The following is a 17584-nucleotide window of genomic DNA, read 5'->3' as shown; positions in this document are numbered from 1 at the left end:
TTATTCAATTTTTAGGAATGGGTAATGGGTTTTTATTCTCAACTTTACCCATCAGATAAAAATTATATAGATATTTTACTATGGAAGGAATATACTAAGTGAAAAGTTTTAAACTTTATAATGGAAAACGTGATAAATTTTCTTTACGGAAGAAAAGCGTGGGTCTTGTTTCCGTTGCGATAGCCACTTTAGCAATGTATGGAATTGTGGGAGGAAGTCAGACGGTTCAAGCTGATGAGCAGAGTAGTATGAACAGTCAAGTTACTAGTGTTTCAGATTCATCAGAGAAAACGGAAACTGAAAAAGCTGTTGTTCCAACTCCAATATCAGAAGATGCTTCTTCAGTCAGTAGTTCTTCAGTATCAGAAAATGAAATAATGGATGCGGCTCAATCTGTTTCAGGACTTCAAAGCTCAAGTACAGAAAGCACGTCATCAGAAGATTCATCTCCATCAAGCAGCAATAGCTCATCAACGGAAGAAGAATCTTCTAAACCATCTCCAACTCCGTCTCAATCAGAAACAACTCCGAAGACGGAAGAAACGAATACAGCACCTCAAACAAGAGCAGCACGCAGTCGCAGAAGTGTGACAGAAGCTCTTTCTCAGATTTCAGATTTCAAAGTGACTGTTACAACAAAAGATGGAACAACTATGAATTCTGGGGATGAAAAAACTTTATCCAATCAAGAAATAGCATTTGAGCAAATTCATATGAAATTTACTCTGACTCAAGATGGGACTCTAAAGGCTGGTACAAAGATTCGCATTCCAGTTAAATTGGTAAACAATGCTTATGGAGCGTACTACTCTAATCTTGGTTCAGGAACAGAGGAACCAATAAACGGTGTTGGAACAATTAAATTTGAACATTCTGATCCAAATAATCTTGCTTATGTGATTACTTTAAATAATCAATTTGAAGGACAAAAAATTGTTGAAATTACTCAGAAAGCAGCAACTATTGGAAAATTTACAGCAAAATCAAGTTATGAAAATATTGTTTTAGAAATAAATGGGAATACATTTACGTTTAAACCTCAGCCTAGGACGTTTGAAAAAGCACAGGCTCCTTTTGCAGTTTATAATAGCGCTAGTAGTGATAAAGCTGATTCAATAAAATTAGGTACTTCAACTGGTGATGCTAACTATTATAATAATCTATTATCTAGCGATGGCAAAAATCCTGGACAAACAGGGATTCCTCAAGGAGATATCATTTCTATTTACCGTATAAAACCAGGTAATGGATCGAAAATTATTAGTATCAAACCTGATCCGAAAAGATATACTTCTACCTTAGCTATTAGCGAAGATGGGAAGTATCTTGTTAAAGGAGATACTCCTAGCTCTATTAGTATAAAGTCAGATCCAGATAATAAGTCAATAGATCTACCTGCAAATTCAACAAATGATACTATTCTTAAAGCATTAAAGCAAGCAGGCAAAAATTCTTCAGTTGTTATTGATAATGGAGATGGAACTTATACAGTTGCCATCAATTTAGGGAAAATGATAGGTGAGGGTGCAACTACCTATCATGAAATTTGGCCAACTGATGATTATGCTCAAATGGGAGATAAGTATCAGGAAATCAACAGAACAGAAGAAGTCAATAAAAAAGTTAGTGCTATTTTAAAGGATGCTAGTGTCATTCAAGGAACTGGACATTCAACACGAATTACTTTTGCAGATTCCTCAATTAAGAATACTATAACGAATGAGTCAAGAAGTTATAGTTATAACGTTGATGACAATGGTAATGTAACTAAGCTTAAAGAAGAAACGATTTCTGCCACAACAACTCCATCAAATGCGCGTGCAGAAGGTCAAAAAAAGATTACAATACACTATGTAGATACTACAGGTAAAGAAATAGAAACACAAGATTATCAATTTGGTTTCCCAGCAGGGGGGAGTGTTCCTAAATCACCAGATTATAAGGCTACTCCGAAAACGATTGCAGGATATACTCTTGTAACGACACAGAATCCTATTACTTCAATATCAGGAAAACAGCTTACTACTAGTCAGTCCATAGCTTTTGAAAATAACGATCAAGATTTTTACTATGTATACGCTGTAAATAAATCTAATGCAAAAGTAACGTATATTGATGATACTGATGGAAATAAAGTTCTTGAAACAAAAGAATTGACTGGTGATTACAATACTACTGATTCATACAGAACAACCGAAACTATTAAAAAGTATACAGATCAAAATTATGAACTGGTTAAAGATGAGTATCCACCAACAGGTGTGAAATATAATGATAAACTTCAAACATTTGAGGTTCATTTAAAACATAAGACAAAAACTGAAACTCAAAAGAGAACTGTCAAAGAGACTATCAGATATGTCTATGAAAATGGTACAGAAGCAAAACCAACCTATGTTGCTACATTAGATTTCACCAGAACAGCAACAACAGACCTTGTTACAAATGTTACAACTGGTGATTGGACAGCAGAAAATGGAACAAGTTTTGCGGCAGTAACATCACCAACAATCAAAGGTTACACTCCAGATTTAGCGGAGGTTCCAGCAGTTGACAATATTACGGCTAACAGTGACAATATCGAAAAGACAGTTGTTTACAAAGCTAATCCAGCTAGTGCAAAGGTAACTTATATCGATGACACAACAGGGGAAACGCTTGAAACAAAGGATTTGAATGGTTTTTATGGGCAGACTGATCCTTATCGAACAGCTGAAACCATTAAGACGTATACTGATCGAAATTATGAACTTGTTTCAGACAATTATCCAGCAACTGGTGTAACCTATAATGAAACTCTTCAAACCTTTAAAGTTCATCTACGTCATAAGATGGATTTGGTTGAAGACTTTAGGACTGTCAGGGAGACTATCAAGTATGTTTATGAAGATAACACACAGGCAGCGGCTACTAAGGTTCAGACTTTGGACTTTGAGCGGATTAACACCAAGGATCTGGTGACTAATAAGATTGTCTATAAGGGTCCTTGGACCCCGTCTACCGGAACCTTCCCAGAGGTAGTTTCTCCAAAGGTTGATGGTTATACACCAGATAAGGCAACTGTAGCAGCCGTTGAACAGATTACGGGAGATAGCGCAGATATTGAAGAAACGGTTACCTATAAAGCAGATAAGCAAAAGGTAACCTATACCATCATTGACGACACTGCCCAAAAAACGCTGAAAGATAAGGAAGTACTTACCAGCGGAGGCTCTGATACTCCTCTTTCAGATAGTGCCCGAGAAAAATATGATTTAATGGTGAATGCTTATCTAGCTCAAGGTTATGAATTGGTTTCGAAAGACCAGCTTCCAGCTAAGTTCGACCTTGACAGTAACCACGATCAAAATGTGGTTGTTCACTTGAAGCATGGTACAACTGATATCCAAGAAAGCAAGTCTGTAAACTTGACTGTTCGTTATCACGGTGCCGGTGGACAAACACCGGCAGACCATGTGCAGACAGCGACTTGGACTCGTACAGTAACAAAAGATAAGATCACAGGCACAGAAGTTTCTGCCACAGCTTGGACAAGCGACAAAGCAAACTATGATGCTGTGCCATCACCAGTGATTCCAGGATATAGCGTGGATGTCGAGACAGTGCCGTCTGAAGCAGTTACTCAAGAGAATATTGTTAAGGATGTATATTACACAATCCAAACGCAAAAAGTTACTTACACAGTTGTAGATGAGACAACAGGTCAGACTCTGGAAAATCAGGTTGAATTGACAACAGGCGAGTCTGGTGCTGCTCTTCCAGCTGCAGCACAAACGAAATACGACACCGTAGTCGCAGGCTACTTAACACAAGGTTACGAAGTGGCTTCTAAGGATGAATTGCCAGCCCAATTTGACACAGACAGCAGCGTGGACCAAAACGTGGTCATTCGCTTGAAACACAAAGTGTCAACTTCTACAGAAACCAAAACTGTTACGCAAACCATCAACTACCTCTACGAGGATGATAATACACCAGCAGCTCCAGAGAAGAAAACGACCTTGACTTTCTCTAGAGAAATGAAAACAGATGAAGTGACGAAGGATGTTACAACAGGGGCATGGGGACCATCTACTGGCACCTTCCCAGAGGTAGTCTCTCCAACTGTTGATGGCTACACGCCAGATAAGGCTAAAGTTGACGCAGAAACCGTAACTGCTGATCAGGCGGATATCAAGGTTACGGTTAAATACAAGGCCGACAAGCAAAAAGTCACTTACACTATTATTGATGATACAACCCACACTACTTTAAAGAACAAGGTAGAGTTGACAACAGGTGATTCTGGTGCAAATCTTCCTGATGATGCGCAGACGAAGTATGATAAAGCCGTTGATGATTATCTTGCTAAAGGTTATGAATTGGTATCTAAGGACAATCTTCCTACTCAGTTTGACACAGATAGTAGCGTAGACCAAAATGTCGTTGTTCACTTGAAACATAAAGTGACAGCATCTACGGAAAATACAACTGTTACTGAAACAATTCATTATGTTTATAAGGATGGTAGCCAAGCAGCAGAAAGTCATAAAGCTACACTAGACTTTGCTAGAGAAGTGAGGACTGATGAAGTAACAAAAGCTGTTACAAAAGGTGCATGGTCTCCAAGTACAAGTACTTTTGTGGCAGTCACTTCTCCAATAATTGCAGGTTACACAGCTGACAAACCAGTTGTTGAAGCTGTTGATGGTATCATAGGTGATAGTAAAGATGTGGTTGTAAAAGTCACATATACAGCTGATAAGCAAAAAGTCACTTATACAGTCATTGATGAAACGACACAAAAAACTTTGGAAAACCAAGCAGAATTAACGACTGGTGATTCGGATTCTGCCATTCCAACAACTGCTAAAACGAAGTATGAACAAATTGTCAAAGGATATACAGATAAAGGCTATGAGTTAATCTCTAAAGATGATTTACCAGCCAAGTTTGACAAGGATAGCACGAAAGATCAAAACGTTGTCATTCGTCTGAAACATAGTACAACAGATAGCAAAGAAACCAAGAAAGTGAGCTTGACGGTTCGCTATCATGGAGCAGGTAGCCAGACGCCAGCCGATAATGTGCAAACAGCAACTTGGACACGGACGGTGACAAAAGACAAGGTGACGGGCGATGTTGTGAAGGCAACGGATTGGACAGCAGATAAAGCAAATTATAATGCTATTCCATCGCCAGTAATTCCAGGATATACAGTAGATGTGGCAACAGTTCCGCAAGAAAAAGTCACGCAAGAAGATATTGTTAAAGATGTTCATTATGGTATTCAAACTCAAAAAGTTACTTACACGGTCGTTGATGACACAACCAGTACGACTTTAGAAAACCAAGTCGAATTGGCAACAGGTCATTCAGGTACGAACTTACCAACTGATGCACCAACGAAGTACGATCAAATGGTTGCAGCTTATCAAGCTAAAGGTTATGAATTAGTCTCTAAAGATGAATTACCAGCTAAATTTGACACAGACAGCAGTGTGGATCAAAATGTAGTGGTTCATTTGAAACATGGTACGACAGACAGTCAAGAAAGCAAGAAAGTGAGCTTGACGGTTCGTTATCATGGAGCGGGTAGTCAAACGCCAGCTAATAATGTACAAACAGCAACGTGGACACGCACAGTAACGAAAGATAAGATCACAGGCACTGAAGTTTCGGCTACAGCTTGGACCAGTGACAAAGCTAATTATGACGCTGTGCCATCCCCAGTGATTCCAGGTTATAGGGTAGATGTGGCAACTGTTTCGGCAGAAACAGTCACTCAAGAGGATATGGTTAAGGATGTTTATTATACTGCGATCCCAGTAACTCCAGATAAACCAACTCCTCCAGTAGTTCCGTCAACGCCGGACAAGCCAACTACTCCGACAGTTGTACCAACGACTCCTACAAAAGCAACTCCAACGAAAACAGAAATCTTGCCAAGCACAGGTGATTCTCAAGTTGGTCCAACGCTTGCAACGCTGACGGGCGTAAGTTTACTTTTATCAGCTTTCGGTTATATTGGTCGTCGAAAAAAAGAAGATTGATGAATCTTTTGTAAACATATAAAAGTGATCTAAAGGTTGAATCATTCGATAGAAAGGATAAGCTTTACAAGCAACTTGGCATAGTTGATTTGTGAAGCTTCCTTTTTTTGTTAAAAGATTGAAACAATATGCTTGACAAAAGAAAGGCTTCATGGTTTAATATACCCCATAAGGGTATAAATGGAGGTGCTTATGTTTCACTTATTTACGAAAATAGATAGTATTTCTACAAGTGAATTGGAACAAAAATTAAAAGAGAAGATTCAACTGCTAGATGTACGAACACCGTCTGAATATCGGCGTGGTCATATCAAAGGCGCAAAGAATGTCCCACTTAATGAAATCGCAAGATACACGCCAGCAACAAATGAAACACTGTATGTCATTTGCCATTCCGGTGTGCGGAGCAAAATGGCAGCCAAAAAGCTAAAGAAAAAAGGCTATGATGTTGTCAATGTTCAAGGCGGTATGAGTGCTTGGACCGGAAAAGTTGTTTAAAAGTGATAAAGGAGGAAGTTGAATGAAAATTATCATTGTTGGTGGAGTTGCAGGTGGAATGTCTGCAGCGACGCGTTTAAGACGGCTAAAAGAAGGCGCTGAGATTATTATTTTTGAAAAGGGCCCATTCGTTTCCTTTGCGAACTGTGGTCTGCCTTACTATGTTTCTGGAGAAATTGCTGAACGCGAAGACTTGTTAGTGCAAACGCCTGAGAGTTTAAAGGCACGCTTTCGTTTAGATGTGCGACCTTTCCATGAAGTGACGGCTATCTCACCAGATCAACATATAGTGACGGTTCGGCATGACGGAAAGGAATTTACAGAGAGTTATGATAAGTTGATTTTATCTCCGGGGGCAAAGCCTTTTGTGCCTCCAATTGAAGGTTTGGAAACAGCTGAAAATACCTATACTTTACGTAATGTTCCTGACCTAGATGAGATTATGTTAGCTTTGGAGAAACAGCCAAAAGAAGCTGTGGTGATTGGGGCTGGATTCATTGGTCTTGAAATGGCAGAAAATCTTCGGAGGCGCGGTTTGAAGGTGACGATTGTTGAAAAAGCACCGCATGTTTTGCCACCGCTTGATGAAGAAATGGCTGCTTTTGTTCAAGCTGAATTGCTGAAAAACGGCATTCAAGTGATAACTTCTCAGTCTGCTACGCGGTTTGAGGACAAGGGACAGGTCATTGTGCTGGAAAATGGGCAAAAGATTGCTTCTGATGTGACCATTCTGTCTGTCGGGGTGCAACCGGAGAATGCTTTGGCACAGGCGGCAGGTATTGAACTGGGACTGCGTGGCGGTATCTTAGTCAATGAGCGTTATGAAACCAGTCAACCTGATATTTATGCAGTCGGCGATGCGATTGTGGTTAAGCAAGAGATTACAGGAGAAGATGCACTGATTTCATTGGCTTCGCCTGCTAATCGTCAAGGTCGCCAAGTTGCGGATGTGATTGCTGGAGTAGCTCGAAAGAATAAAGGCAGCATTGGTACAGCTATTGTTCGGGCATTTGACATGACGGCAGCTTCAACAGGGCTGAGCGAGCGCATTCTTCGTATGAATGGCCTGCCTTATCAAGTTATTCATGTCAGTGGTAAGGATCATGCTGGCTACTATCCGGGTGCGACTGATGTGACCTTGAAGCTCCTCTTTGAGCCAACAAGTGGCAAAATTTACGGTGCACAAGGTGTTGGGAAAAAAGGCGTTGATAAACGGATTGATATTTTGGCAACGGCTATCAAAGGCAATCTAACCATTTTTGATTTGCCAGAGTTGGAATTTACCTATGCGCCACCGTTTGGCTCTGCTAAAGATCCGGTCAATATGCTGGGATATGCAGCCTTAAACTTGGTAGAAGGTTTGAGTGACAATATCCAGTGGTATGAATTGGAAAATGAACTAGCTGCTGGTAAGAAATTCCTAGACGTGCGGACAACCAGTGAGTTTCAGCAAGGTCATCTGAAAGTAGATACAGTTCACATTCCATTGAATGAGCTGCGTGAGCGTTTAGGAGAGCTAGACAAGTCGCAGGACTACATCGTGAGCTGTCATAGCGGACTTCGCAGCTATATTGCTGAGCGCATTCTTAAACAAGCAGGATTTTCTGTTAAGAACCTAGACGGCGCTTTTGCCTTGTATAAAATGGTGAAACCAGAGGGAGTAGAATATGGAAATTAGTATCACTATGTCTGAATTTTATAAAAAATATCAGACAGAAACCTTATCCATTCTTGATGTGCGAGAAGATTATGAGTTTCAAATGGGACACGTGCCGACGGCAAAAAATCTGCCATTAAGCACTTTTGAGACGAGCTACAAACAACTCAGCCAGCAGGAGAAATACTATGTCATCTGCCAATCTGGCGCACGTTCTGCGGCTGCGTGTCAGTTTTTAAGTGCGCAAGGATTTGATGTAACCAATGTGGCTGGGGGCATGAATATCTGGCCCGGAGAGGTGGAGTAAAATAAAAGAAAATCCGATTAAGTGCTGTCTTAATCGGGTTTATTCGTATTACAATTCAACAATATGAGCTTCGTAGCCAATGGCTTCTAGGAATTTGAGTAAGTCCGTTGTGTCTAAAAAGAGTGTTTTTTCATTGGTATTGGGGTGAAAACTCATTCGTTTTTCCGACATGATTTCTTTGTCAAAATAAACTTGAATGTCTTTATCGGCATTGTTTAACAATCCAAATGGAGAAACAACACCTGCTGGCAACATCATTTTTTCAAATAGACTATCAGATGATGCCATGCGGATTTTATTGGCTCCGACCAGTTCTTTAAACAAGTTCATGTCCAAGCGTTTTTTGTCGTCCATAATGAGTAAATAGTAGGCGGTTTTCTTCTTGTTAGTGAGAAACATCGTTTTGGTGCGGACGCCTTCAATGCCTTCGATGAAGCTGTCGGCCTGCTCGGTCGTAAGTGCTGGTTCATGTTCCACGATTTCAAATGGAATGTTTAACTTGTTCAAGGTTTCTTCTACTTTTGCGTATAAGTCCATTTTACTTGCCTCCTTTGATTTGTTTTATTACTCTTATTATACCATATTGAGGAGGACTTTTCTTTCAATGGTTGGCAACCTGCCCCCAAAAGCAGTCCATTCCGTCGATCGGGTCACTAGTCTGTCCTAAAAGCAGTTCACCTCGTTGACCGGGTTCGACCGCTTGTCCTAAAAGTAGTTCACTCCGTCGACTGGGTCGCTAGTCTGTCCCAAAAGCAGTCCACTCCGTCGACCGGGTCGCTAGTCTGTCCTAAAAGCAGTTCACCTCGTCGACCGGGTCGATAATCTGTCCTAAAAGTAATTCACTCCGTCCGCCGGGCTGACGACTTGCCTAGAAATAAGTTCACTCCGTCCGCCGAGCGGATGGTTTGCTTAGAAACAAGTTTGCTCTGTCCGCCGGGCTGACGACTTGCCTAGAAACAGGTTCACTTTGTCCGCTGGGCTGACGACTTGCCTAGAAACAGGTTCACTTCGTCCGCTGGGCGACCACTCCTTTAAGAGCTGCTTTTGCCCATTGTGCAGTTCTATTTTTCTAAAAAAGTGATAGTTGGAATCATCCCTTATATTGTGTACCGTAAATAAACAAACCTCAGCAGTTTTCGTCGCCTGCTGAGGTTATTTTCGCTTGATAAGGTATTGGACGGCTTTCTCTAGTCGCTCTTTTTGTGCTTCGGGGTCGTCCAAAGGGTGATTGAGACATTCAGTGAGATTTTCAGTAATCATCAACTCAATGACCCGCTCGACACTAGAGCGAACAGCGGTTAATTGGGTGATAATGTCCGCACAGTCGCGCTCTTCCTCTATCATTTTTTGAATGCCGCGCAGTTGTCCTTCGGAGCGTTTCAGCCGCGTAATAAGCTTTGAATTTGCCATGTCCTTGTCCTCAGTTTATTTTTTTACATTATATCTTGAATAGACCTCTTTGTCAAAGTTCTCGCTCTTTCTTTATGATATAATGAGGGGGGATGATGTGAACGGTTTGTGTCAAACTTGGATGTTCACCATGATAGAATCCATCTATGTCGGTCAGTAACAGGAGGTAAACATGTGTCAAGAATGTTATTCTAGGAAAAGTAGAAGAACGCCTTTACTGAATCCTTTGGATTGTTTGCAACACCATAGGCAGTATATTTGCGGAACATGTGGGCGGTGTATCTGCATTGAAAAAGACCCAAAGAGAGGATTGCAAAGGTGGCATTTTCCCTTTAAGTCATTAGAAATCGCAAAGCTATACTTGCGAACCGCTGATTATACGATGAAAAAGCCATGCGGTATTTATGAAATAGAAAATAGCAAGGGAAGGCTGTCTTATAAAATTTTTGCGGCAAAAGAAGATTTACAAGTATTTTTAAAAAAGAATAAGGATAAAACATGCCCATTGCTGGCACCTGTTTTTACCGTTCATGAATACAAAGAGTACCCCAATACAGAAGTGCGAAAATTGACAGCTGATGAGATAAGCCACTACATGAGTGAAAGAACTTGAATGTCACTTGTAGCAGCCAAAAACAACTTGTTTTATCTGCTTTATTAGGAAGATATGAAAGAAGCGACGACTGGATTTCATGGGTGTATGAAGGTTCAGTTATGCCTTGATTTATGGTATAATGATAAAACACTTGAAAGAGGGTAAAAGGATGAATATTCAACAACTGCGCTATGTTGTAGCCATTGCCAATAGTGGCACCTTTCGTGAAGCCGCTGAGAAAATGTATGTCAGCCAGCCTAGTTTATCCATTGCGGTTCGAGAATTAGAAAAAGAACTGGGTTTTAAAGTATTTCGCAGAACGAGTAGCGGTACATTTCTGACACGTCGAGGGATGGAATTTTACGAAAAAGCTCAAGAATTGGTTAAAGGATTTGATGTCTTTCAAAATCAATACGCCAATCCAGAGGAAGAAAAAGCAGAATTTTCCATTGCCAGCCAGCACTATGATTTCTTGCCGCCTCTGATAACGGAATTTGCCAAACGCTATCCAAAAGATAAGAATTTCCGAATTTTTGAATCTACAACGGTGCAGATTTTAAACGAAGTTGCACAAGGACACAGCGAGATTGGCATTATCTATCTGAACAATCAAAATACCAAGGGAATGATGCAGCGGATGGATAAATTGGGGCTGGAAGTGGTAGATTTGATTCCTTTTCAGACACACATTTATCTGCGGGCGGATCACCCCTTAGCTGGGAAAGAGGAGCTTACTATGGAAGATTTGGCAGATTTGCCGACGGTTCGTTTTACACAGGAAAAGGACGAATATCTCTATTATTCAGAGAATTTCGTGGACACCAGCGCCAGTTCGCAGATGTTTAATGTGACGGACCGTGCTACTTTAAATGGTATTTTGGAGCGGACAGATGCTTATGCGACAGGCTCTGGATTTTTGGATAGCAATAGTGTAAACGGCATTACGGTGATTCGGTTAAAAGACAATTTGGAAAACCGCATGGTTTATGTCAAACGCGAAGATGTAGAGCTTTCACCGGTCGGTGCAGCTTTTGTTGCTGTGATGGAAGAATATTTTGCAAAAAGAGGTAAAAAATGAAACGAAAAGTGACCGTGCCGATTGTGATTGTGGCTTTGATTGCGCTGGATCAATGGGTCAAGTTTGAAATTGTTAAAAACATTCAATTAGGCAGAGTGAAGCCTTTCATTCCAAAGATTTTGAGTTTGACTTATTTGCGAAATACAGGAGCGGCATTTTCAATTCTGGAAAACCAGCAATGGTTGTTTGCTGTAATTACTTTAGTGGTGATTGGCGCTGCTATCTGGTATTTGAGCAAGCACATCAAAGGTTCTGTCTGGCTGCTGTCTGCTTTGAGTTTAATTATTGCAGGTGGAATTGGAAATTTTATTGACCGCATGCGCCAAGGTTTTGTCGTGGATATGTTTCAGCTCGATTTTATCAATTTTGCAATTTTTAATGTTGCGGATAGTTATCTGACGATTGGCGTGCTTGTGCTGATAGTGATGATGTTAAAGGAAGAGGACAATGCAAGTTAAAGTAGAGATTGGCGGTGTACGGTTGGACAAGGCGGTTGCTGATTTGACACCATTATCCCGAAGTCATGCCAATGAACAAATCAAAAATGGACAAATCTTAGTCAACGGACAAGTGAAGAAAGCCAAGTATGCTGTCAAGGCAGGCGATGTGATTACTTATGAATTGCCCGAACCAGAAGCACTAGAATATGTTGCAGAAAATCTGCCGCTAGATATTGTTTATCAGGATGAAGATGTTGCAGTGGTGAACAAGGCTCAAGGTATGGTGGTGCATCCCAGTGCAGGGCATACGAGCGGAACGCTGGTCAATGCGCTGATGTACCACATCAAGGATTTGTCCGGTATCAATGGTGTTTTGCGCCCCGGAATTGTCCATCGAATTGACAAAGATACATCAGGATTGTTGATGATTGCCAAGAACGATGATGCGCATATCAAGCTCGCTGAGGAATTAAAAGATAAAAAATCCCTGCGGAAGTATTGGGCGATTGTACATGGTAATCTGCCGAATGACAGAGGTGTTATTGAAGCACCGATTGGACGCAGTGAAAAAGATAGAAAAAAACAAGCTGTAACGGCAAAAGGAAAGCCAGCTGTTACACGTTTCCATGTTTTAGAACGTTTTGGCAATTATACGCTGGTAGAATTGCAGCTGGAAACAGGGCGTACGCATCAAATCCGTGTGCACATGGCTTATATTGGTCATCCAGTAGCGGGTGACGAAGTGTACGGGCCGCGGAAAACGCTAAAAGGGCACGGTCAATTTTTACATGCCAGAACGCTTGGATTTACTCATCCTAAGACGGGAGAAGTCATGGAATTTACAGCAGAAGCGCCAGCTATTTTCCAAGAAACACTAGAGAAATTGAGAAAAGGAATGGAGTGAGAGAATATCTCTTTCTGCTTCATTTCTTTTTTATTTTGCTCGAAATTTTGGTATAATAATGCAATATATCAGCTTTGGAGAGGGTTATGAAGTATAAACGAATTGTATGTAAAGTCGGTACCAGTTCTTTAACAAATGAGGATGGAAGTTTATCGAGAGCGAAAGTGAGAGTGATTACCCAGCAGTTAGCCATGCTACATGAAGCAGGGCACGAGGTGATTTTAGTCTCATCAGGAGCAATAGCGGCAGGTTTCTCATCTTTGGGATTTAAGAAACGCCCGACAAAAATTGCAGACAAGCAAGCATCCGCAGCGGTAGGTCAGGGCTTGCTGTTAGAAGAATACACGACGAATCTGCTATTGAAAAAGATTGTCTCGGCTCAGATTTTATTAACACAAGATGATTTTGCGGATAAACGGCGCTATAAAAATGCACATCAGGCGATTTCTGTCTTGCTCAACCGAGGAGCCATTCCAATTATCAATGAAAATGATACGGTTTCCATTGCTGAGTTGAAAGTCGGTGACAATGATACGTTGAGCGCTCAGGTTGCGTCTATGGTGCAAGCAGATTTGTTAGTTTTATTAACGGATGTTGACGGGCTTTATACGGCGAATCCAGTCAATCATCCTGATGCCAAGCGCCTTGATTTGGTAGAGGAGATTACGACGGATTTGCTTGAAATGGCAGGTGGAGCAGGCTCTTCTAATGGAACAGGTGGCATGCTGACCAAGCTAAAAGCAGCAACGATTGCCACTATGGCAGGGGTTCCTGTTTACATTTGCTCTTCTTTGAAAGAGCAGCCCCTCATCGAAGCTGCAGAAAATCAAGCAAATGGTACATTTTTTACTGCTTCAGCCAAAAATATGAAAACGCAAAAACAATGGTTGGCTTTTTACGCTACCAGTCAAGGTTCTATCTGGGTGGATAGAGGAGCAAGCACAGCATTGAGTGAGCAAGGCAAGAGCTTACTTGTTTCAGGAATTTCAAAAATGTCAGGACACTTTTCTTATGATGATATTGTGACCGTCTATGAAAAGGACACAGAGCGCATTTTAGGAAAAGGACGTGTTCGTTTTGGGCAATCAGCTTTGCAAGATATGCTGAAAGCCAATAAACCAAAGGGAGTGGTAATTCACCGAGACCATTGGATTTCACTAACGCCTGAATTGGAATTATTATTGTCAGAATTTTAAGAGGAAGTAGGATATGAATAGTACACAAGGCTTACTAGAGAAAATCAAGCAAGCAAAAAAATCAATTAACACAGCTTCAACGGCTGAGAAAAATGAAGCTCTGTCTTTGATGGCTGATTATTTAGAAGCGACTACGGACGCAATTTTGACAGCCAATGCGGAAGACATGACAGCGGCAAAAGGTCATATTTCAGATGTCATGTTGGATCGTCTGTATTTAGATGCCAATCGCATCAAAGACATGGCAGCTGGCATTCGTCAAGTGATTGCGTTGCCAGATCCCGTTGGAGACATCTTAGAAGTCTCTCATTTGGAAAATGGACTAGAAATCATTAAGAAGCGGGTAGCTCTTGGGGTGATTGGAATTATCTATGAAAGTCGTCCAAATGTGACATCTGATGCAGCTGCTTTAGCCATTAAGAGTGGAAATGCAGTTGTTCTTCGCAGCGGAAAAGAAGCGCATAAAACAGCAGCTGCCATTGTTTCCGCGCTAAAGGCGGCACTTCGTCAGACCGCGATTTCAGATGATTGCTTGCAGTTGGTGTCAGATACCAGTCGTGAAAGTGCTCAAATCTTGATGAAAGCAAAAGGCTATTTGGACTTGCTAATTCCTCGTGGGGGTGCGGGGCTGATTCAAGCGGTCGTTGAAAATGCGACGGTTCCTGTGATTGAGACTGGTACGGGGATTGTTCATATCTATGTTGATAAGGACGCTGACCAAGAAATGGCACTAGAGATTATCAACAATGCCAAAACCAGTCGTCCTTCGGTCTGCAATGCAATGGAAGTTTGTCTAGTTCATAAAAAAATTGCTTCTCAGTTTCTCCCAACATTAGAAGAACGCTTAGTAACTGTTCGTAAAGCGCGTGGGGTAGTACCTGTTCAACTTCGATTGGATGAAACAGCTCGCTCTTTCATCTCAGGGGAAATAGCAGATCCTAGCGACTTTGATAGCGAATTTTCAGATTATATCATGGCTGTAAAGGTAGTGGATTCTTTGGAAGAAGCTATCACACATATCGAGCAGCACAGCACACATCATTCAGACGCCATTATTACCAACAATGCCACTAGCGCAGCGATTTTTACAGAGCAGGTTGATAGTGCAGCAGTCTATGTCAATGCTTCCACACGTTTCACAGACGGTGGAGAATTTGGTTTGGGCTGTGAAATGGGGATTTCTACTCAGAAATTACACGCACGCGGTCCGATGGGCTTAAAAGAATTAACGAGTTATAAATATGTTGTGCAAGGTTCAGGACAGATTAGGGAGTAAAAACATGAAAATTGGATTTATTGGCTTAGGAAATATGGGTGGCAGTTTAGCACGTGTAGTGGCTAGGCAAAAAAATCATCAAATCCTGCTCGCAAATCGAAGCCCAGAAAAAGCAAAGCAGATTGCGAATGAAGTGGGGGGCGAACCTGTAACGAATGAAGTCGTCTTTGAGCAAGCAAATGTGATTTTCTTGGGTGTGAAACCCACTCAATTTGCGGATTTGTTGCAAGAATACCATGCTATTTTAGAAAAGCGCAGCTCTGTTTTACTCATTTCTATGGCTGCTGGCTTGACCTTGCAGCAGTTAGAAGCTCTTGTTCCTACACAACATCGGTTGATCCGGATAATGCCCAACACACCCGTTGCAGTTGGTGCTGGTGTTATCAGCTATGTTTTATCAGATAAAGCAACAGAGCAGGATGAAGATTTGTTGTGTGAACTATTGGATTCTGCCGGTTTGCTGGTTCATTTAAAGGAGCAGCAATTAGATGCCGCTACTGCTGTGGCAGGCTGTGGTCCTGCTTTTGTGTATCTTTTTTTAGAAGCATTAGCTGACGCAGGAGTACAAACTGGCTTACCACGAGACTTAGCTCTGCAATTAGCAAATCAGACCCTTTTAGGAGCAGCAGCATTAGCCAAAGAAAGTGGTCAACACCCTGCTGTTCTCAAAGATCAGGTTTGCAGCCCAGCAGGCTCAACGATTGCGGGAGTAGCAAGTCTTGAAGCAGATGCTTTCAGAGGAAACATTATCAAAGCCGTTGCTGCGTCTTATAAACGCACTCAGGAATTAGGCAAATGACATAGATGGTTTGCAATGATTGAAGCATTTTATGACATCAAAAAAATTTATAATAGAAAATCAAATGATTTTTTATACTTTGTAAAAATCTCCAACTTCAAAGTGTATGGCGCAATAAATCAACAACATGGTAGTTGATTGCTCAAGGTACTAGCAGATAGAAGTGAAGGTCGTTAAATCTTGTAATTTTCATTAAGTATTGAGTCAAAAAGTCTTTTAAAAATTAGTCATTTTATCTCATTTGTCAAATTTTTTAATTTATAGTAAAATAGAAAAGCATGATAAATTCTAGGTGTGATGTCTAGAGATTAGTGAAGGAGAAGTATGAATCAATTACCAAATTGTCCACAATGCAACTCAGAATATGTTTACGAAGACGGTTTGCTGTTAGTTTGCCCTGAATGTGCCTACGAATGGAATCCGACAGAAGTCGTTGAAGAAGAGCGTATCAGAGCAATTGATGCAAATGGGAATCAGCTTGCGGACGGAGATACCGTCACTCTCATCAAAGATTTAAAGGTCAAAGGTGCTCCAAAGGATTTGAAACAAGGGACGCGTGTGAAAAATATTCGGATTGTAGAAGGAGACCACAATATTGACTGCAAGATTGATGGTTTTGGTGCGATGAAGCTCAAATCAGAGTTTGTCAAGAAAATCTGAGGTTGATGATGAAGCGAAATGTGATTTTTTATAGCCGCATGGTATTGTTTATGTTAGGATTTACAGGAGTTTACCTTGAAATCACAAAGCATGGTGGCTTAGGAATGCTGATGTACTACACGGTTTTATCTAACATGATTGTCACAGCTTTTACGGCCTATTTGCTTTATCTAATGGCGCGTTCTGAACATCGTTGGCAAACGCAGTCGCTGTTTCGGCTAAAAGGCGGAGTGACCATGTGTATCATGATTACATGCGTCATTTATCATTTTATGTTGGCACCGCTCGCGACTGATTTTTATCGACTGGAAAATTTCCTCTGTCATTACATTGTACCACTATGGTTTTTAGCGGATACCTTGTTGTTTGATAAACGCTCACAATATCGTTGGTTTGACCCGATTGTTTGGACAAGTGTGCCTTTGATTTATTTGGCTTTTGCCTTGTTTAATGGTTTAGTCATCAAGTGGCCTATTCCAGGCGCAAAAGATAGTCCTTTTGCTTATTTTTTCTTAAATATTCCAAAGTACGGTTGGCCGTATGTGTTGCAATGGTCACTCAAAATCTTTATCGGCTATTTGTTGGCCGGTTATAGTTTTTATGGAGTGATGTCTTTTTCAAGACGTCAGAAACGAAAACAGCCCTCTTAAAGTTTACAAAAAACAGATGTTGTCTGTTTTTTTCTGTATTTTGCTAAAAACTCTCTATTTGACTTATTTTTTCTTGTCAAGA

At 40.9% G+C, this 17584-nt stretch carries 15 protein-coding genes; 13 read left to right on the top strand and 2 right to left on the bottom strand.

The window, feature by feature from the left end; all coding sequences use genetic code 11:
- Nucleotides 1-98 precede the first annotated feature (98 nt).
- The 4 genes from IYQ23_RS01050 to IYQ23_RS01035 all read left to right on the top strand — a co-directional run bounded on the left by IYQ23_RS01050 (nucleotide 99) and on the right by IYQ23_RS01035 (nucleotide 8494).
- Nucleotides 99-6032 (top strand): mucin-binding protein, encoded by a 5934-nt coding sequence (locus IYQ23_RS01050; RefSeq protein WP_195673829.1) that lies wholly within the window; start codon nucleotides 99-101, stop codon nucleotides 6030-6032.
- Nucleotides 6033-6224: 192 nt separating this feature from the next.
- Nucleotides 6225-6530, top strand: a complete 306-nt coding sequence (locus IYQ23_RS01045; protein ID WP_003024970.1) for a rhodanese-like domain-containing protein — start codon at nucleotides 6225-6227, stop codon at nucleotides 6528-6530.
- 22 nt (nucleotides 6531-6552) lie between these two features.
- Nucleotides 6553-8208, top strand: coding sequence for an FAD-dependent oxidoreductase (locus IYQ23_RS01040; RefSeq protein ID WP_195673828.1), 1656 nt, complete (start codon nucleotides 6553-6555; stop codon nucleotides 8206-8208).
- Complete coding sequence (locus IYQ23_RS01035) at nucleotides 8198-8494, top strand: rhodanese-like domain-containing protein (RefSeq protein WP_195673827.1); 297 nt, start codon at nucleotides 8198-8200, stop codon at nucleotides 8492-8494. Before IYQ23_RS01040 ends, IYQ23_RS01035 begins: the two co-directional genes overlap by 11 nt.
- Nucleotides 8495-8542: 48 nt before the next feature.
- Here the strand turns inward: IYQ23_RS01035 and IYQ23_RS01030 are convergent, their stop codons facing one another.
- Nucleotides 8543-9031: a prolyl-tRNA synthetase associated domain-containing protein gene (locus IYQ23_RS01030; RefSeq protein WP_195673826.1), complete on the bottom strand. Its 489-nt coding sequence runs from the start codon at nucleotides 9029-9031 to the stop codon at nucleotides 8543-8545.
- A gap of 615 nt (nucleotides 9032-9646) precedes the next feature.
- Nucleotides 9647-9904, bottom strand: a complete 258-nt coding sequence (locus tag IYQ23_RS01025) for a metal-sensitive transcriptional regulator (RefSeq protein ID WP_003024959.1) — start codon at nucleotides 9902-9904, stop codon at nucleotides 9647-9649.
- 172 nt (nucleotides 9905-10076) lie between these two features.
- Here IYQ23_RS01025 and IYQ23_RS01020 point away from each other — a divergent pair, with 172 nt between their 5' ends.
- The 9 genes from IYQ23_RS01020 to IYQ23_RS00980 all read left to right on the top strand — a co-directional run bounded on the left by IYQ23_RS01020 (nucleotide 10077) and on the right by IYQ23_RS00980 (nucleotide 17502).
- Nucleotides 10077-10517 carry a hypothetical protein gene (locus tag IYQ23_RS01020; RefSeq protein ID WP_195673825.1) on the top strand — a complete coding sequence of 147 codons (441 nt, stop codon included), beginning with the start codon at nucleotides 10077-10079 and terminating at the stop codon, nucleotides 10515-10517.
- A gap of 151 nt (nucleotides 10518-10668) precedes the next feature.
- Complete coding sequence (locus tag IYQ23_RS01015; protein WP_195673824.1) at nucleotides 10669-11577, top strand: LysR family transcriptional regulator; 909 nt, start codon at nucleotides 10669-10671, stop codon at nucleotides 11575-11577.
- Nucleotides 11574-12035: a signal peptidase II gene (gene lspA, locus IYQ23_RS01010; RefSeq protein ID WP_195673823.1), complete on the top strand. Its 462-nt coding sequence runs from the start codon at nucleotides 11574-11576 to the stop codon at nucleotides 12033-12035. The genes IYQ23_RS01015 and lspA overlap by 4 nt, the downstream gene beginning before the upstream one ends.
- Nucleotides 12025-12921, top strand: a complete 897-nt coding sequence (locus tag IYQ23_RS01005) for an RluA family pseudouridine synthase (RefSeq protein WP_195673822.1) — start codon at nucleotides 12025-12027, stop codon at nucleotides 12919-12921. The genes lspA and IYQ23_RS01005 overlap by 11 nt, the downstream gene beginning before the upstream one ends.
- Nucleotides 12922-13007: 86 nt before the next feature.
- Entirely contained in the window at nucleotides 13008-14117 is a 1110-nt protein-coding gene (gene proB, locus IYQ23_RS01000) for a glutamate 5-kinase (RefSeq protein ID WP_195673821.1), read from the top strand.
- 13 nt (nucleotides 14118-14130) lie between these two features.
- Entirely contained in the window at nucleotides 14131-15393 is a 1263-nt protein-coding gene (locus IYQ23_RS00995; protein WP_195672846.1) for a glutamate-5-semialdehyde dehydrogenase, read from the top strand.
- A 4-nt stretch (nucleotides 15394-15397) separates the two neighbouring features.
- The gene (gene proC / locus IYQ23_RS00990) at nucleotides 15398-16192 is read left to right on the top strand and encodes a pyrroline-5-carboxylate reductase (protein ID WP_195673820.1); all 795 of its coding nucleotides are present in this window, start codon (nucleotides 15398-15400) and stop codon (nucleotides 16190-16192) included.
- Between the two features lie 324 nt (nucleotides 16193-16516).
- Nucleotides 16517-16852, top strand: coding sequence for a zinc ribbon domain-containing protein YjdM (locus IYQ23_RS00985; protein ID WP_003032271.1), 336 nt, complete (start codon nucleotides 16517-16519; stop codon nucleotides 16850-16852).
- An 8-nt stretch (nucleotides 16853-16860) separates the two neighbouring features.
- Nucleotides 16861-17502 (top strand): Pr6Pr family membrane protein, encoded by a 642-nt coding sequence (locus tag IYQ23_RS00980; protein WP_022525936.1) that lies wholly within the window; start codon nucleotides 16861-16863, stop codon nucleotides 17500-17502.
- Nucleotides 17503-17584 lie beyond the last annotated feature (82 nt).

Origin of the sequence: Streptococcus sp. HF-100 (assembly GCF_015594635.1) — a bacterium.
Taxonomy (GTDB): Bacteria; Bacillota; Bacilli; order Lactobacillales; family Streptococcaceae; genus Streptococcus; species Streptococcus vaginalis.
This window is presented reverse-complemented; position numbering and strand designations above follow the sequence as displayed.